The sequence below is a fragment of the Stenotrophomonas maltophilia genome, from assembly GCF_025642255.1.
GTDB classification, from domain to species: domain Bacteria; phylum Pseudomonadota; class Gammaproteobacteria; order Xanthomonadales; family Xanthomonadaceae; genus Stenotrophomonas; species Stenotrophomonas maltophilia_P.
On sequence record NZ_CP106759.1, the window covers coordinates 720,587 to 733,424 of the forward strand.

13 protein-coding genes are annotated in these 12,838 nt (G+C 69.1%); 5 read left to right on the plus strand and 8 right to left on the minus strand.

The genetic code is table 11. The features are described 5' to 3' along the window. Positions 1-206 precede the first annotated feature (206 nt). Positions 207-1,064: a peptide chain release factor N(5)-glutamine methyltransferase gene (prmC, locus tag N8888_RS03225; RefSeq protein ID WP_263177530.1), complete on the plus strand. Its 858-nt coding sequence runs from the start codon at positions 207-209 to the stop codon at positions 1,062-1,064. A gap of 48 nt (positions 1,065-1,112) precedes the next feature. Then, entirely contained in the window at positions 1,113-2,054 is a 942-nt protein-coding gene (gene pip / locus N8888_RS03230) for a prolyl aminopeptidase (RefSeq protein WP_065175985.1), read from the plus strand. Positions 2,055-2,239: 185 nt separating this feature from the next. On the opposite strand, the gene N8888_RS03235 is transcribed toward pip, so the two are convergent. Continuing rightward, positions 2,240-3,124, minus strand: a complete 885-nt coding sequence (locus tag N8888_RS03235; RefSeq protein WP_065182851.1) for a LysR family transcriptional regulator — start codon at positions 3,122-3,124, stop codon at positions 2,240-2,242. Between the two features lie 105 nt (positions 3,125-3,229). On the opposite strand from N8888_RS03235, the gene N8888_RS03240 reads away from it, so the two are divergent. Beyond that, on the plus strand, positions 3,230-4,642 hold the full coding sequence (locus N8888_RS03240) for an MFS transporter (protein ID WP_053519124.1): 1,413 nt from the start codon (positions 3,230-3,232) through the stop codon (positions 4,640-4,642). Positions 4,643-4,754: 112 nt separating this feature from the next. Here N8888_RS03240 and N8888_RS03245 read toward each other — a convergent pair whose 3' ends face one another. Genes N8888_RS03245 through N8888_RS03260 form a run of 4 tightly spaced genes read right to left on the minus strand, consistent with a single transcriptional unit; the run spans position 4,755 to position 7,624 of the window. After that, entirely contained in the window at positions 4,755-5,552 is a 798-nt protein-coding gene (locus tag N8888_RS03245; RefSeq protein WP_065175988.1) for an N-formylglutamate amidohydrolase, read from the minus strand. Continuing rightward, positions 5,545-6,099 carry an NUDIX hydrolase gene (locus tag N8888_RS03250; protein ID WP_053519128.1) on the minus strand — a complete coding sequence of 185 codons (555 nt, stop codon included), beginning with the start codon at positions 6,097-6,099 and terminating at the stop codon, positions 5,545-5,547. The genes N8888_RS03245 and N8888_RS03250 overlap by 8 nt, the downstream gene beginning before the upstream one ends. Then, entirely contained in the window at positions 6,096-7,046 is a 951-nt protein-coding gene (locus tag N8888_RS03255; protein ID WP_065175990.1) for a 5'-3' exonuclease, read from the minus strand. The genes N8888_RS03250 and N8888_RS03255 overlap by 4 nt, the downstream gene beginning before the upstream one ends. Then, positions 7,043-7,624, minus strand: a complete 582-nt coding sequence (locus N8888_RS03260) for a nitroreductase family protein (RefSeq protein ID WP_065176012.1) — start codon at positions 7,622-7,624, stop codon at positions 7,043-7,045. Before N8888_RS03260 ends, N8888_RS03255 begins: the two co-directional genes overlap by 4 nt. 331 nt (positions 7,625-7,955) lie before the next feature. Between N8888_RS03260 and N8888_RS03265 the strand changes: the two genes are divergently transcribed. Both N8888_RS03265 and N8888_RS03270 read left to right on the plus strand, forming a co-directional pair. Then, on the plus strand, positions 7,956-10,274 hold the full coding sequence (locus N8888_RS03265) for a PacR family protein (protein ID WP_262217990.1): 2,319 nt from the start codon (positions 7,956-7,958) through the stop codon (positions 10,272-10,274). Between the two features lie 52 nt (positions 10,275-10,326). Continuing rightward, entirely contained in the window at positions 10,327-11,406 is a 1,080-nt protein-coding gene (locus tag N8888_RS03270; RefSeq protein WP_111186078.1) for an NAD(P) transhydrogenase subunit alpha, read from the plus strand. A gap of 62 nt (positions 11,407-11,468) precedes the next feature. Here the strand turns inward: N8888_RS03270 and N8888_RS03275 are convergent, their stop codons facing one another. From N8888_RS03275 to N8888_RS03285, 3 genes are read right to left on the minus strand one after another with little or no spacing between them, the layout of a single operon-like run. After that, on the minus strand, positions 11,469-11,921 hold the full coding sequence (locus N8888_RS03275) for a DUF3106 domain-containing protein (protein ID WP_197572412.1): 453 nt from the start codon (positions 11,919-11,921) through the stop codon (positions 11,469-11,471). A gap of 3 nt (positions 11,922-11,924) precedes the next feature. Further along, positions 11,925-12,251, minus strand: a complete 327-nt coding sequence (locus N8888_RS03280; RefSeq protein ID WP_053519138.1) for a hypothetical protein — start codon at positions 12,249-12,251, stop codon at positions 11,925-11,927. Further along, positions 12,248-12,832, minus strand: a complete 585-nt coding sequence (locus tag N8888_RS03285) for an RNA polymerase sigma factor (protein WP_081284450.1) — start codon at positions 12,830-12,832, stop codon at positions 12,248-12,250. Before N8888_RS03285 ends, N8888_RS03280 begins: the two co-directional genes overlap by 4 nt. Positions 12,833-12,838: the final 6 nt, after the last annotated feature.

Below are 12,838 nucleotides of genomic sequence, written 5' to 3' on the forward strand. Positions count from 1 at the left end.
GCCAGGGACGCGTGAAGAGGGCTGATAGCCCCTCCTTATGCCCTCGGGCGAAACCTGAACGGATTCCAGCTTTTGTAGAGCCGAGCCCACGCCCGGCTGTGGATCCATGGAGCCGAGCCCACGCTCGACCGCGGATCTGTAGAGCCGAGCCCATGCTCGGCTGTTCCAGAAGCAGCCGAGCATGGGCTCGGCTCTACAATTGCGGAATGTCTTCCCCAACCCAACCCTCCCTGCGCCAGGTGGTGGCCGACGCCAGCGCCCGCCTGGGCGGCATCGACGCCCGCCACGAAGCCGAACTGCTGCTGCTGCATGTGCTGGAGCGTCCACGCAGCTGGCTGTTCGCCCATGCGACCGATCCGCTGCCGGCAACGGCGCAGGCTGCCTTCGAGGCGCTGCTGGCGCGTCGCGCCGCCGGTGAGCCGGTGGCCTACCTGACCGGCCGGCGCGGGTTCTGGACGCTTGATCTGCGGGTCGATGCGGCGACCCTCATCCCGCGTCCGGAAACCGAACTGCTGGTGGAGCTGGCGCTGGAACGCCTGCCATCGGACCGCCCGCTGTCCGTGGCCGACCTCGGGACCGGCAGTGGTGCGATCGCCCTGGCCCTGGCCAGCGAGCGGCCGCTGGCACAGGTGCTGGCCACCGATGCCAGCCCCGGTGCACTGGCCATGGCTGCGCGCAATGCCGCCCACCATGAACTGCGCAACGTGCGTTTCGCTGAAGGTGGACAGGACTGGTACGCACCGCTGCAGGGCGCGCGCTTTGCACTGATTGCCAGCAATCCGCCCTACATCGCCAGCGAAGATCCGCATCTGCAGCAGGGCGACCTGAGGTTCGAGCCGGCCAGCGCGCTGGCGTCCGGCATCGACGGACTGGACGATATCCGCCGCATCGTTGCAGGCGCGCCCGAACACCTGCAGCCGGCGGGCTGGCTGCTGGTCGAGCACGGCTGGGACCAGGGCGCGGCGATCCGCACGCTGTTCGATGCGGCCGGTTTCGCCGACGTGCAGACCCAGCAGGACCTTGAGCAGCGTGATCGGGTCACCCTCGGCCGGCGACCGGCCTAGAATGTGGGTTCTCCTGCCCCGGCAGGGCATCACCCTGGAGCTGCAAGCATGCGTACGCTGTACCCCGCCATCACCCCCTATGACGTCGGCACCCTGAAGGTCGACGACCGCCACACGCTGTACTTCGAGCAGTGCGGCAATCCGGATGGCAAGCCGGTGGTGATGCTGCACGGCGGTCCGGGCGGCGGTTGCAGCGACAAGATGCGCCAGTTCCATGACCCGGCGAAGTACCGCATCATCCTGTTCGACCAGCGCGGTGCCGGCCGTTCCACGCCGCATGCGGATCTGGTGGACAACACCACCTGGGACCTCGTCGCCGATATCGAGCGGCTGCGCGAGCATCTGAACGTCGACCGCTGGCAGGTGTTCGGTGGTAGCTGGGGGTCAACCCTGGCGCTGGCCTACGCCGAAACCCATCCGCAGCGCGTCACCGAACTGGTTCTGCGCGGCATCTTCATGCTCCGCCGCTGGGAGCTGGAGTGGTTCTACCAGGAAGGCGCCAACCGCCTGTTCCCCGATGCATGGGAGCACTATCTGAAGCCCATTCCGGTGGTTGAACGCCATGACCTGATCTCGGCGTTCCACCGTCGCCTGACCAGTGAAGACGAGGCGACCCGCCTGGAAGCAGCCAAGGCCTGGGCCGTGTGGGAGGGTGCGACCAGCTTCCTGCATGTGGATGACGACTTCATCAACAGCCACGAAGACCCGCATTTCGCGCTGGCCTTTGCCCGTATCGAGAACCACTACTTCGTCAATGGTGGCTTCTTCGAGGTGGAAGACCAGCTGCTGCGCGACGCGCACCGCATCGCCGACATCCCGGGCGTGATCGTGCATGGCCGCTACGACGTGGTGTGCCCGCTCGCCAATGCCTGGGACCTGACCAAGGTGTGGCCGAAGGCGAAGCTGGAAATCACCCCGGCATCGGGCCACTCCGCGTTCGAAGCGGAGAATGTCGACGCGCTGGTGCGCGCCACGGACAGCTTCGCGTAACGCGCCGGTAGCGCCGGGCCACGCCCGGCGGCGTTGCGATCTGTTGCCGCGGTTCGGACTCGCCGGGCATGGCCCGGTGCTACCCGTTCCCCACCTGCAGCAGACGTTGCTCCGGTAGCGCCGGGCCACGCCCGGCGGCGTTGCGATCTGTTGCCGCGGTTTGACTCGCCGGGCATGGCCCGGTGCTACCAGTCCCCTGCAAGCAGCGCGTCGGCCAGCACCTGCAGCTTCGGCGAGTGCTGGCGCGAAGGTGGGTAGATCAAAGAGAGTTCGCGGCTGCGGCCTTCATACGGTTGCAGCACGCGCAGCAGACGGCCGTCGGCCAAGGCGTCGGCCACGGCGAAATCCATTACCTGCACGATGCCGATGCCGGCGATGGCGGCTTCCACCAATGGGTCGCCGCTGTCGAACACCATCCGCGTCGGTGGCGTGAACTCGCGTAGCTGGCCGTCCTGAAGGAACTGCCAGTCCACCAGGCGGCCACTGCGCAGGTTGCGCACGGCCAGGCAGGCATGCCCCGCCAGTGCGGCCACATCGCCCGGTGCACCGCGCCGGGCGAGGTAGTCCGGGCTGGCGACGGTCACCCAGCGCAGCGGTCGCAGGGGCCGGGCGACGATGCGCTGGTCGGCGATGGTGCCGGTACGCAGCGCGGCGTCGAACCCCTCTTCGACCAGGTCGACCAGGCGATCGCTGAGCACGGCTTCGACCTGCAGTTGTGAATGGCGCTCCAGCAGCGGCGCCAGCAGGGGCACCAGCACCTTGCGGCCGAACATCGACGGCGCACTGATCTTCAGCGTGCCCGACGGCGTGCAGGGGCGATCGGCAAGCTGCCGTTCCGCGTCCTCCAGTCCGCACAGCAGTGGCGCGACCTGTTCCACAAACTGGCGCCCATCCGGGGTCAATGCCACGTTGCGCGTGTTCCGCTGCAGCAGCTTCACGCCCAGGTCCACCTCGAGCCGGCTGATCGCACGCGACAGCCCGGATTGGCTCAGGCCGAGCTGGCCGGCAGCGACGGTGAAGCTGCGTGCTTCGGCCACCTGCACCAGCATGCGCACCGCGTTGAGGTCCATCGATGATCCACTCATGCAGAAAATCATGACAGATATGGCGGGTGAGGGGTTTATTGATTCCGCTGCATCAATGAGACTGCGCTCCCCCTTCAGTCCAGACCACCGATGCCTCCCCTCAAATACCCGCGCTGGGCACTGACCCTGCTGGCCACCGCCCAGCTGATCATCGCCCTGGATGCCACCATCATCTTTGTCGCGCTGCATGACATGGGCCGCGCGCTGCAGATCAACGCGCAGCAGCTGCAATGGGTGGTCAGTGCCTACACCGTGGCCTTCGGCGGCAGCCTGCTGCTGGGCGGGCGTGCCGCCGACCTGATCGGTCGCCGCCGCTTCTACCGCCTGGGCATGCTGTTGTTCGCGGTGGCATCGCTGCTCGGCGCGCTGGCGCCGAATGCGGGCCTGTTGATCATCGCGCGCGCAGCGCAGGGCATCGGTGCCGCGCTGCTGTTCCCGGCAACGCTGGCCCTGATCAACACGCTGTATGAAGAAGGCCCGGCCCGCAACCGCGCGCTGGCGATCTGGAGCATGGCCAGTGCAGTGGGTCTTGCCTTGGGTACGCTGCTCGGTGGCGTACTCACCCAGGCCTTTGGCTGGCCGGCGGTGCTGGCGGTGATCGTGCCGCTGGCCACCGCGTGCGCGCTTGCCGCCGGTGCGTGGCTGCCGCCCGATGCTTCGCGCCCGCAGGGCCGTTCGTTCGATCTGGCCGGCTGCATCACCGTGACCCTGGGAGGCAGCCTGCTGGTGACCACGCTGGTACAGGGCCCCGAATGGGGGTGGGCGGCGCCCGTCACGCTGGGCTGCCTGGTGCTGTCGATACTGATCCTGTTCGCGTTCGTGCAGATCGAGTTGCGCAGCCGCGATCCACTGATGCAGTTCGCGCTGCTGCGCCTGCCGGGCCTTCGTGCCGCCCTGGGCCTGACCTTCGCGTTCATGAGCAGCTACGGTGTGCAGTACTACTTCATGGCGCTGTACTTCCAGGACGGCTACGGCTGGAGTCCGCTGCAGGCCGGCCTGGCATTCCTGCCGGCCACGGCGGTGTGCACCGTGGGCATCCAGCTTGCCGAGTGGACGCTGCAGCGCTGGAGCGCGCGCAGGGTGCTGGTGATCGGCAACCTGGCCGGTGCCGTCGGCATCGCCTGGGTGGCGGCGGCACTGCCGCATGCCTCGAATTTCTGGCCATTGCTGCCGGGCGTGGTGGTGTTGAGCATCGGCCAGGGCATGACCTGGACCGCGATGTGGATCGTGGCGGGTCAGGGCGTGCCGGCGGCGCAGCAGGGCGTGGCGTCGGGCATGGCGGCCACCGCACAGCAGATCGGCGGTGCGCTGGGCCTGGCGGTACTGGTGATGGTGGCCAACGCCGACGTGGCAGCTGCCGGCTCTCCGGATGCGCTGGCCGGGCTGGTGCGTGCGGAGTACGGCGCCGCAGTGTTTGCACTGCTCGGCGTGGTCATCGCGCTGGCCCTGCGCCCGGCGCCGGTCGCCCCGGCGGTCCCCGCCTGCCTGGCCAACGACGCATGATCGACCTGCAGGATGACCCGGTAGCGCCGGGCCATCCCCGGCGAGGCGCAACGCGACGGTGAATCCTCCAGTGCCGCCGGGCATGGCCCGGCGCTACCGGGCCCGGATGGCGTTACACCGATGCCAGCAGCCGTGGCTGCAACGCGCTGAAGATCCGCGCCAGCCGCTCGGCCCACGCCTGCTGCCCGGCCGCGTCGGCGATCAGGTCCTGACGGATCTCCAGTTCCACGTGCACCAGGCCGCGCCCTTCGCCGTGCACCGGTACCGCGTAGTCGCTGGTATTGCTTACCGAATACGGTTCGTTGTCACCGACCACCAGATCGCCTTCGTCGCGCAGTGCCTGCAGCAGGGCGTGGGCAAAGCGCGTGTCCTGGTGGTACAGCACGCCGGCATGCCATGGCCGCAGCGTGCCGTTCATGGAGGGAGTGAAGCTGTGCATCATCACCAGCAGGGTCGGGCGGCCGGCTTCGCGGCGCGCATCCAGTTCCGCTTCGATGCGGGCGTGATAGGGCGCGTGGATCGCGTCGATGCGCTGCTGCCGTTGTGCGGCCGACAGGCCGGCGTTGCCCGGTACCACGGTGTGATCGCTTGCTTCCGGAATCAGGGTCGGCGATGCCAGCGGACGGTTGCAGTCGATCAGCAGGCGCGAATAGGTCTGCTCGATGGCCCAGGCATCCAGCCGTTCGGCCAATGCACGCGTGGTGCCGGCGATGCCGATGTCCCAGCCGATATGGCGGTCAAGTTCGCGCTGCGGCAGGCCGAGGCCGGCCAGTGCGCGCGGTACCTGCTGCCCGGCGTGATCGGCCAGCAGCAGGTACGGCGAAGCGCCCTGCGGCCGGTGGATGGTGTAGATCGCCGGGTCGTCAGCGCCCAGCAATGCCGGCAAGGTGTGCAGGTCGGCGTCAGCCACGCGGGCGCCCGTCCAGGTGATGTTCGATCATCCACAGCCCGGCCCAGAGCTTGGCATCGAGCTCGTAGCCTTCGCCCATCTTCTGCACCAGCCACGCGGCAGCCTGCTTGAGCGGGACCTCGTGCACCGTGATGTCCTCGCTGTCATCGCCGCCGCCTTCGCCGATCCGGCGCAGGCCGGTGGCGCGCACGAAGGCGATCTTCTCGCTGCTGGCGCCTGAGGAGGTCGGGCCGATCATCAGCACTTCGGCGTGCTCGGCGGTCCAGCCGGTCTCTTCTTCCAGTTCGCGTACCGCCGAGACTTCGATCGACTCGCCGGCATGGATGTCACCGACCAGCCCGGCCGGCATCTCGATGGTCGATGCCTGCAGGGGCACGCGGAACTGCTCGACGAACAGCACCTTGTCCTCGGGGGTGACGGCGATGATGATCGCCGCCAGGCCACCGGCGTGGGTGCGTTCGCTGTACTCCCAGGTGCCGCGTACCAGCATGCGCTGGTACTTGCCTTCATAGACGACACGCGGGGCTTCGGTATTGCGCTGGCTCATGCGGGCTCGCCGGAATTGGAAAAGGAGGGAGTGGGAAGCGGGTCGGCCATGCCGGCGGCGTTGAACAGCCGGCGGCGGGTCATCGGGCCGAAGCGCAGGGTCTGGCACAGGCCGCCGAGCAGCTCCGGGTCGGCCGTCTGCCGCAGCAGGCCGGGCTGGCAGCCTTCCAGCGGCGCGTCCAGCGCGATGGTGGTCAGCTGTCGCCAGAGCAGGGCATGCTCGCGCTGCTCGCGCAGGCGCACTGCCATCTGCGCTGCGCCGCGCAGGCGCAGGAAGGGCACTTCGTCCAGGCGCTCGTACAGCACATCCAGGCTGCCGAAGTGGGCCAGCAGGACCGCCGCGGACTTGCTGCCGACGCCGCTGATGCCGGGGATGTTGTCCACCGCATCGCCGCACAGTGCCAGGTAGTCGGCGATCTGGTGCGCATGCACGCCATGCCGCGCTTTCACCCCGGCCACGCTCCAGCGCTGGTTGCGCGCATAGTCCCACTGCTCGTCGTGGTCCAGCAGCAGCTGCGACAGGTCCTTGTCGGCGGAAATGATGACACCGCGGTGGCTGCCGCGGTGCACATGCAGGGCGCTGCCGATCAGGTCGTCGGCCTCGTAGTCGTGATGGGCAAGCACGGCCAGACCGAGCGCCGCGCACAGTGCCTTGCAATGCACGAACTGGCGCTTCAGCGCCTCCGGAGCCGGATCGCGGTTGGCCTTGTACGCCGGATACAGGCGATGGCGGAAGCCGCTGTCCAGCGCCTCGTCAAAGGCGATGGCGATGTGCTGCGGACGCTCGCGTTCGAGCAGGTCCAGCAGGAAGCGCGCGAAGCCGTGCACGGCATTGGTCGGCCAGCCCTGCGCATCCTGGAACTGGTCGGGCAGCGAGTGCCAGGCACGGAACACGTAGATGCTGGCGTCGACCAGGTACAGCGCCGGCGCCGGTGCCGGCAAGGTCATGCCGGTGGCGTCCAGTCGCGCAGCAGGGCGGCTGGATCCGGACGCTCGCGCTCGGGCACGTCGGCGCGGGCGGTGCCGATATGGATGAAACCGGCGATGCGCTCGCCGTCGGCCAGCCCCAGATGGGCGTGTACGGCCGGGTCGAACGCCATCCACGCCGTCAGCCACTGGGCGCCGAAGCCCAGCGCCTGTGCGGCCTGCAGCAGGGCAAAGCAGACGCATCCAGCGGTCATCAGCTGCTCCTGCTCGGGCACCTTCGGGTCGGGGCGGGGGCTGGCCACCACCACGATCACCAGCGGCGCATGGCTGAAACGCTGGCGATCCTTCTCGAACACGGCCTCGCCGGCAGTGGGATCGCGCTGGCGGCTGCGCTCGGCCAGGAACGCGCCCAGAGTGTGACGCGCATCGCCGGCAATCTTCAGGAACCGGAACGGCACCCGCTTGCCGTGGTCGGGCACCCGCACCGCCGAGGAGAGCATGCGCAGCAGGGTCTGCGGGTCCGGCCCGGGCTCGCCCAGCTGCCGCGAGGGCACCGAGCGGCGGGCATCGAGGGCAAGCAGGGCGGCGGGGTCGGGCATGGCGTCTGAACCGGTCATCACGGGCATTTGATTATAGTCGCGGTGGTCGATGACGCCGTGGCTGCGGCGTCTGTCCCCTCACTATCAAACTGTGATGAACATCATGCCACTGGCGGCAATCGGACGCCGGCTTCCTCTCGCCTCGCGGGCCTTGCACGGCTTACGATATCCCTCTTGCCGGGCCGTGGGTCACGAGGTTTGAAGTGAGGACTGTTTCACTGTCCGTGAGGGGCGGGCCGGCCTACCATCGACGTATCGGTACATGGGGTGTGCCGGTCGTCGCGATGTCCATGTTGTCTGTCGCACCAGAGAAGGTGGGGAGCCTTCCCGAATGATGAGCGCGCCCACACCGTTGGGAACGTCGGGTCGTGACCCGGCCCAGTTCCAGCTTGCCCGTGACGCCGTCCTGCCCGCGCTGTGCCAGGCCTTCGGGGCGGCACTGGCGCGCTTCGACGACGCCCTGTTCGACCGTGCCGGCAATGCCGGCGCCTCGCAGCTGCTGTTCCTTGATGCGATGCGCGAGCTGCGCCGGCGGCGCGAGGAGATAGCGGCGGCCTTTGCCGGCCATCTGCAACGCGCCTGGGCGGCTCTGGTTGCCGGAGAGCCACTGTCGGCGGATGCGACCCTGTCCGGCCCGGCCGAGGATGGCCTGAGCCTGCTGGCCGAGCACGTGCTCGAATCGCGGCTGGCGGTGCGCAACTTCGCCACGGTGCTGCTGCGTGATTTCAAGCCGGTTCTGGCGCGGCTGGACCGCCGCCTGGGCTGGCTGGCCGGCGATGTGCCGCTGGATGCCGACCTGAACCCGATCAGCCCGGAACATCTGGGCGTGGCCATCCACGAGGCCTTCGCCGGCTGCGAACTGGCGCCGGAAGTCCACCTGGTGCTGATCAAGCTGTGCGAGCGCGACCTGCGCGCGCCGGTCGGCCGGATCTACGACAAGCTGGACGAGCAGCTCGCGGCGGCCGGCGTGATGTCGCAGATGGGCGCGGTGCGCCGCACCCCGGCGGCATCGGGCCCGCGTTCACCGCAGGGGCTGGACGATCTGGTCGAACAGCGCCCGGTGCCGGGGTTCGACAGCGATTTCAGCGATGACGAGCAGGCCGCACCGGCGTGGGCGCAGCGCTTCGCCGCGCGCTGGTCCGAGCGCCGAGGCCACCTTCAGCAGGCCGGTGGGGACGGTCCCGGCGCCGCCGGCAGCGAGGCCTATGGCCAGCAGGGGATGTTGCTGGAAGCGCTGCAGGAACTGCTGCAGCAGACGCGCCACGTGCGTGAGGACGCAACATCGGCCGCGCAGGTGGCCGTGGGCCAGCAGCGCCCGTTGAGCCAGCGCGAGATGATGTCGGTGCTGTCGCTGCTGCAGGCGACCCCCAGCGCCACGCTGCGTGCGGCGATCGGTGAGGATGGTGAGTCGCTCGCGCAGCGCCTGAAGAGCGAGGTGTTGTCCAGCGCCACCCGGCTGGGCGTCGACCCGGGCCAGACCCGCCTGGATCCGCAGGACGAGGACGCGATCGACCTGGTCGGCATGCTGTTCGACGTCATGCTGGATGAACGCGAACTGGAGGGTCGCTCGCGCGAACTGATCGGCCGCCTGGTGGTGCCCTTCGTCAAGGTCGCCATGCTCGACCGCCGCATGTTCGTGCAGAAGACCCATCCGGCGCGCAAGCTGCTCAATTCGTTGGCCGAGGCCTGCGAAGGCAACACCGGCGAGAGCCAGGCCGAGCGCATGCTGATGGCCAAGGTGGAGGAGATCATCGAGCGCCTGGTCGCCGAGTTCAACGAGAACCTGGCCATCTTCCTCACCCTGGAAGAGGAGTTCCGCGACTTCCTGGTGCAGCACCGTCGCCGCGTCGAGATTGCCGAGCGGCGCGCAGCCGAAACGCAGCGCGGCCAGGAAAAGCTGGAAATGGCCCGCACGCGCGCGGCCACCGAGCTGGATCGCCGCATAGGCGATGCCACCCTGCCACCGGCCATCGCCGAGTTCCTGCGCCAGCCGTGGCAGCACCACCTGACCCTGGCGCTGCTGCGCGAGGGCGAAGACGGTGCATCGGTCGCCGAAGCCCTGGCCCTGGGCGATGGCCTGCTGGAGGAAGTGGCCGAAGCGCGCCGGCAGATCATCGGCAAGCCCTGGCTGCAAGCCTGGCAGCCGGTGCTGGCCAAGGTGTTCGCCAGTGTCGGCGTACACGGCGATGCGGCAACCTCGGCCATCGATGCACTGCATGACACCCTGCAGGGCATCGCCGAGTCACGGCCGGAGCTGGAACGTGCGCTGCCGGAGCTGCCGCAGGTTGTCCTGCCCATGCCGCCGGTTGCGGACTCGCCGACGGTCGAACTGGGCAGCCAGGTGGATACCGACGATTTCGACAATGCCGATGCCGATCGCTTCCGCCGGATGGAGATCGGCAGTTGGCTGGACTTCGTCGACAAGGACGGCAAGGTGCAGGCCGGCAAGCTGTCCTGGGTGAGCCCGATTTCTTCCCGGCTGCTGTTCGTCAACCGGCGTGGCGTGCGCTTCTGCGTGGCTTCGCCGGAGGAACTGGCGGTGATGGTGCGGCTGGGCCGCCTGCGTGCGCATGTCGACGATGGCGCCTTCGACAGCGCCATGCAGGGCGTGATCGACCGCCTCGACCCGGGCAACGCCACCCTGCACTGAGCGGGAGCCGCCTGCTAGGATCGGGAAAACTCACCGATCAGCGGGGACCTGCATGGCCGTGGCGTTGCTGGGGATCAAGGAGACCGCGCCGGGCGAACGGCGCGTAGCGTTGACGCCGGAGACCGCGCGCAAGCTCGCCGCACTGGGCGTCACCGTCTGGTACGAAACCGGTGCGGGCGAGGCCGCCGGTTTTCCCGACGCCGCCTATCAGGACGCGGGCGCACGTGCATTCGATGACGGTCGCTGGGGCGAGATCGACATTCTTCTATGCGTGCAGGCGCCGCCGGCGCAGGTGCTGGCCCGGCTCAAGCCCGGCGCAGCCGTGGTCGGCCTGCTGACGCCGGCCAGCGATCCGACACTGGCGGCGCTGGCCAGCGAGGACCGCCTGCTGCTGTTCCCGCTGCAGCTGTTGCCGCGCACCACCCGTGCGCAGGCGATGGATGTGCTCAGTTCGCAGGCCGGCATGGCGGGCTACAAGGCTGCGCTCATCGCAGCCGAGCGTGCACCGCGCTTCTTCCCGATGCTGACCACCGCGGCCGGTACCGTGCGTCCGGCCAAGGTGCTGGTGATCGGCGCCGGCGTTGCAGGATTGCAGGCGATCGCTACTGCGCGCCGCCTCGGCGCCCAGGTGGAAGGATTCGATGTGCGGCCGGAAACGCGCGAGCAGATCCAGTCGCTGGGCGCACGCTTCCTCGACCTGGGCGTCAGCGCGGCGGGCGAGGGCGGCTACGCGCGGGCGCTGACCGAGGAAGAACGGGCCGAGCAGCAGCGGCGGCTGGCCGACCATCTGCGCAGCGTCGATGTAGTGATCTGTACCGCAGCCGTGCCGGGCCGTCCGGCACCGACCATCGTTACTGCGGCGATGGTGGAAGGCATGGCGGCGGGCAGTGTGATCGTCGATCTGGCGGCCGAGAGCGGCGGCAACTGCGCGCTGACCCAGCCGGGGCAGTGCATTGAACACCAGGGCGTGACCATCGATGGACCGCTGGGCCTGGCCAGCCGGGGTGCGACCCAGGCCAGCGAGATGTATGCGCGCAACCTGCTCAATTTCGTTGCCCTGTTCGTACGCGAAGGGCAGCTGAGCTTCGACTGGGAAGACGAACTGCTGGCAAAGACGCGCTGGCAGGCGTGAATGACATGGGGTCAGATCCCTTTGCCTCTGGCAAAGGGATCTGACCCCTGTATCCCGAAGGCCTACCGCGGCTTTGCCGGTGGCGGGTTGTCCCGCACCCAGTCGCGACGCTCCTCCGGCGTCATCCGGGACCAGCGATCGCGCAGGGCGTCGCGCTGGGCAGGGGGCAGCTGGCGCATCTGCCCGAACAGTGCGCGTGCCTGTTCACGCTGTTCCGGGCTCATGTGCTCGAACCGGCGCAGGCCACGGCGGGCCTTGTCGCGCTCTTCCGGGCTCATGGACTGCCAGCGCTGGCCATGGGCCAGCATGCGCTGGCGCTGACCGGCATCGGCGCCGTTCCAGCGGTCGCGCAGCGGGGCCAGCACCGCCTCGCGCTGGGCGGGGCTGAGCTGATCCCAGGCAGGCAGTGGAGCACCGGGAGCGGGCGGCGCGGGCGCATGGGTCTGCGCCAGCGCCGGTGCTGCAGGCAGCAGCGCCAGGGCGATCAGCAGGGGCAGGGAGAGATGTCGCAGCATGATTCACTCCATCGCCAGGTCGGTGTCGCCCAGCCACAGGTACAGATCGGGATTCTCGTCGTACAGCGCGCTGTTGTCTTCCACTGCGGCAACGGTCGGTACCGGCGCTGGCCGCGTCGGCACGTCCGGACCGGTGAACTGCACGCCGATCCCCAGCGCCACCACCAGCGAGCAGGCGCTGGCCAGCCACCAGCGCCAGCGCCCACGATGGGCTGCATGGGCGCCCTGGCGGGCCTGGCGCAAGCGCGACAGCGTTGCCGGCGACAGCGCCTGCAGAGAATGCGCATGCAGTCGCCGCAAGGCGTCATCGGAGGGCAGGGAGCGGTTCACGGGGGGTTCTCCAGATAATCCTGCAGCGCCTGCCGGGCGCGTGCGAGATGGGTCTTTACCGCGCCTTCGCTGCAGCCCATGGCGCGGGCGGTGGTGGCGCCGTCCAGTTCCTGCAGCACGCGCAGGGTGAACGCTTCGCGCTGGCGGGCGGGCAGCGTACGCAGCGCCTGCACCAGCTGCTGGTACTGCTGGTGCTGCTCGTGCGCCTGCGCCGGGGTAGGGCCGGGGTCGGCCCAGTCGATGTCGGCACCGTCGGCATCCTGGTTGTCGCGCCAGAACGGGAGGCGGAAGCGGCGTCGGCGCTGCAGGTCGATCACCCGCCGGCGCAGGATGCTCCAGAACAGGGGCGCCCATTCGCTGGCGGGCTTGTCGGCATAGTCCAGCATGCGCAGCAGGGCATCCTGCACGGCGTCCAGGGCATCCTCGCGCTGGCGCAGGCCGGCCTCGGCGAAGCGGAACGCGCGCGGGCCGATGCTCGCCAGGAACGCTTCCAGCGACGCCGGCAGGGCATCGGTGTCGGCGGTCGGGGGGACGGGGCTGCTCACCAGCACAGGGTACGGTTCCTTGCTCGGGGTCACCATCGACAA

Excerpts from the sequence above, each read along its gene's own strand:
- pip (WP_065175985.1), top strand. The coding sequence starts at position 1,113 with ATGCGTACGCTGTACCCCGCCATCACCCCCTATGACGTCGGCACCCTG.
- N8888_RS03240 (WP_053519124.1), top strand. The coding sequence starts at position 3,230 with ATGCCTCCCCTCAAATACCCGCGCTGGGCACTGACCCTGCTGGCCACC.
- N8888_RS03265 (WP_262217990.1), top strand. The coding sequence starts at position 7,956 with ATGATGAGCGCGCCCACACCGTTGGGAACGTCGGGTCGTGACCCGGCC.
- N8888_RS03270 (WP_111186078.1), top strand. The coding sequence starts at position 10,327 with ATGGCCGTGGCGTTGCTGGGGATCAAGGAGACCGCGCCGGGCGAACGG.
- N8888_RS03275 (WP_197572412.1), bottom strand. The coding sequence starts at position 11,921 with ATGCTGCGACATCTCTCCCTGCCCCTGCTGATCGCCCTGGCGCTGCTG.
- N8888_RS03285 (WP_081284450.1), bottom strand. The coding sequence starts at position 12,832 with ATGGTGACCCCGAGCAAGGAACCGTACCCTGTGCTGGTGAGCAGCCCC.
- N8888_RS03235 (WP_065182851.1), bottom strand. The coding sequence starts at position 3,124 with ATGGACCTCAACGCGGTGCGCATGCTGGTGCAGGTGGCCGAAGCACGC.
- N8888_RS03260 (WP_065176012.1), bottom strand. The coding sequence starts at position 7,624 with ATGCCCGACCCCGCCGCCCTGCTTGCCCTCGATGCCCGCCGCTCGGTG.
- N8888_RS03255 (WP_065175990.1), bottom strand. The coding sequence starts at position 7,046 with ATGACCTTGCCGGCACCGGCGCCGGCGCTGTACCTGGTCGACGCCAGC.
- N8888_RS03250 (WP_053519128.1), bottom strand. The coding sequence starts at position 6,099 with ATGAGCCAGCGCAATACCGAAGCCCCGCGTGTCGTCTATGAAGGCAAG.
- prmC (WP_263177530.1), top strand. The coding sequence starts at position 207 with ATGTCTTCCCCAACCCAACCCTCCCTGCGCCAGGTGGTGGCCGACGCC.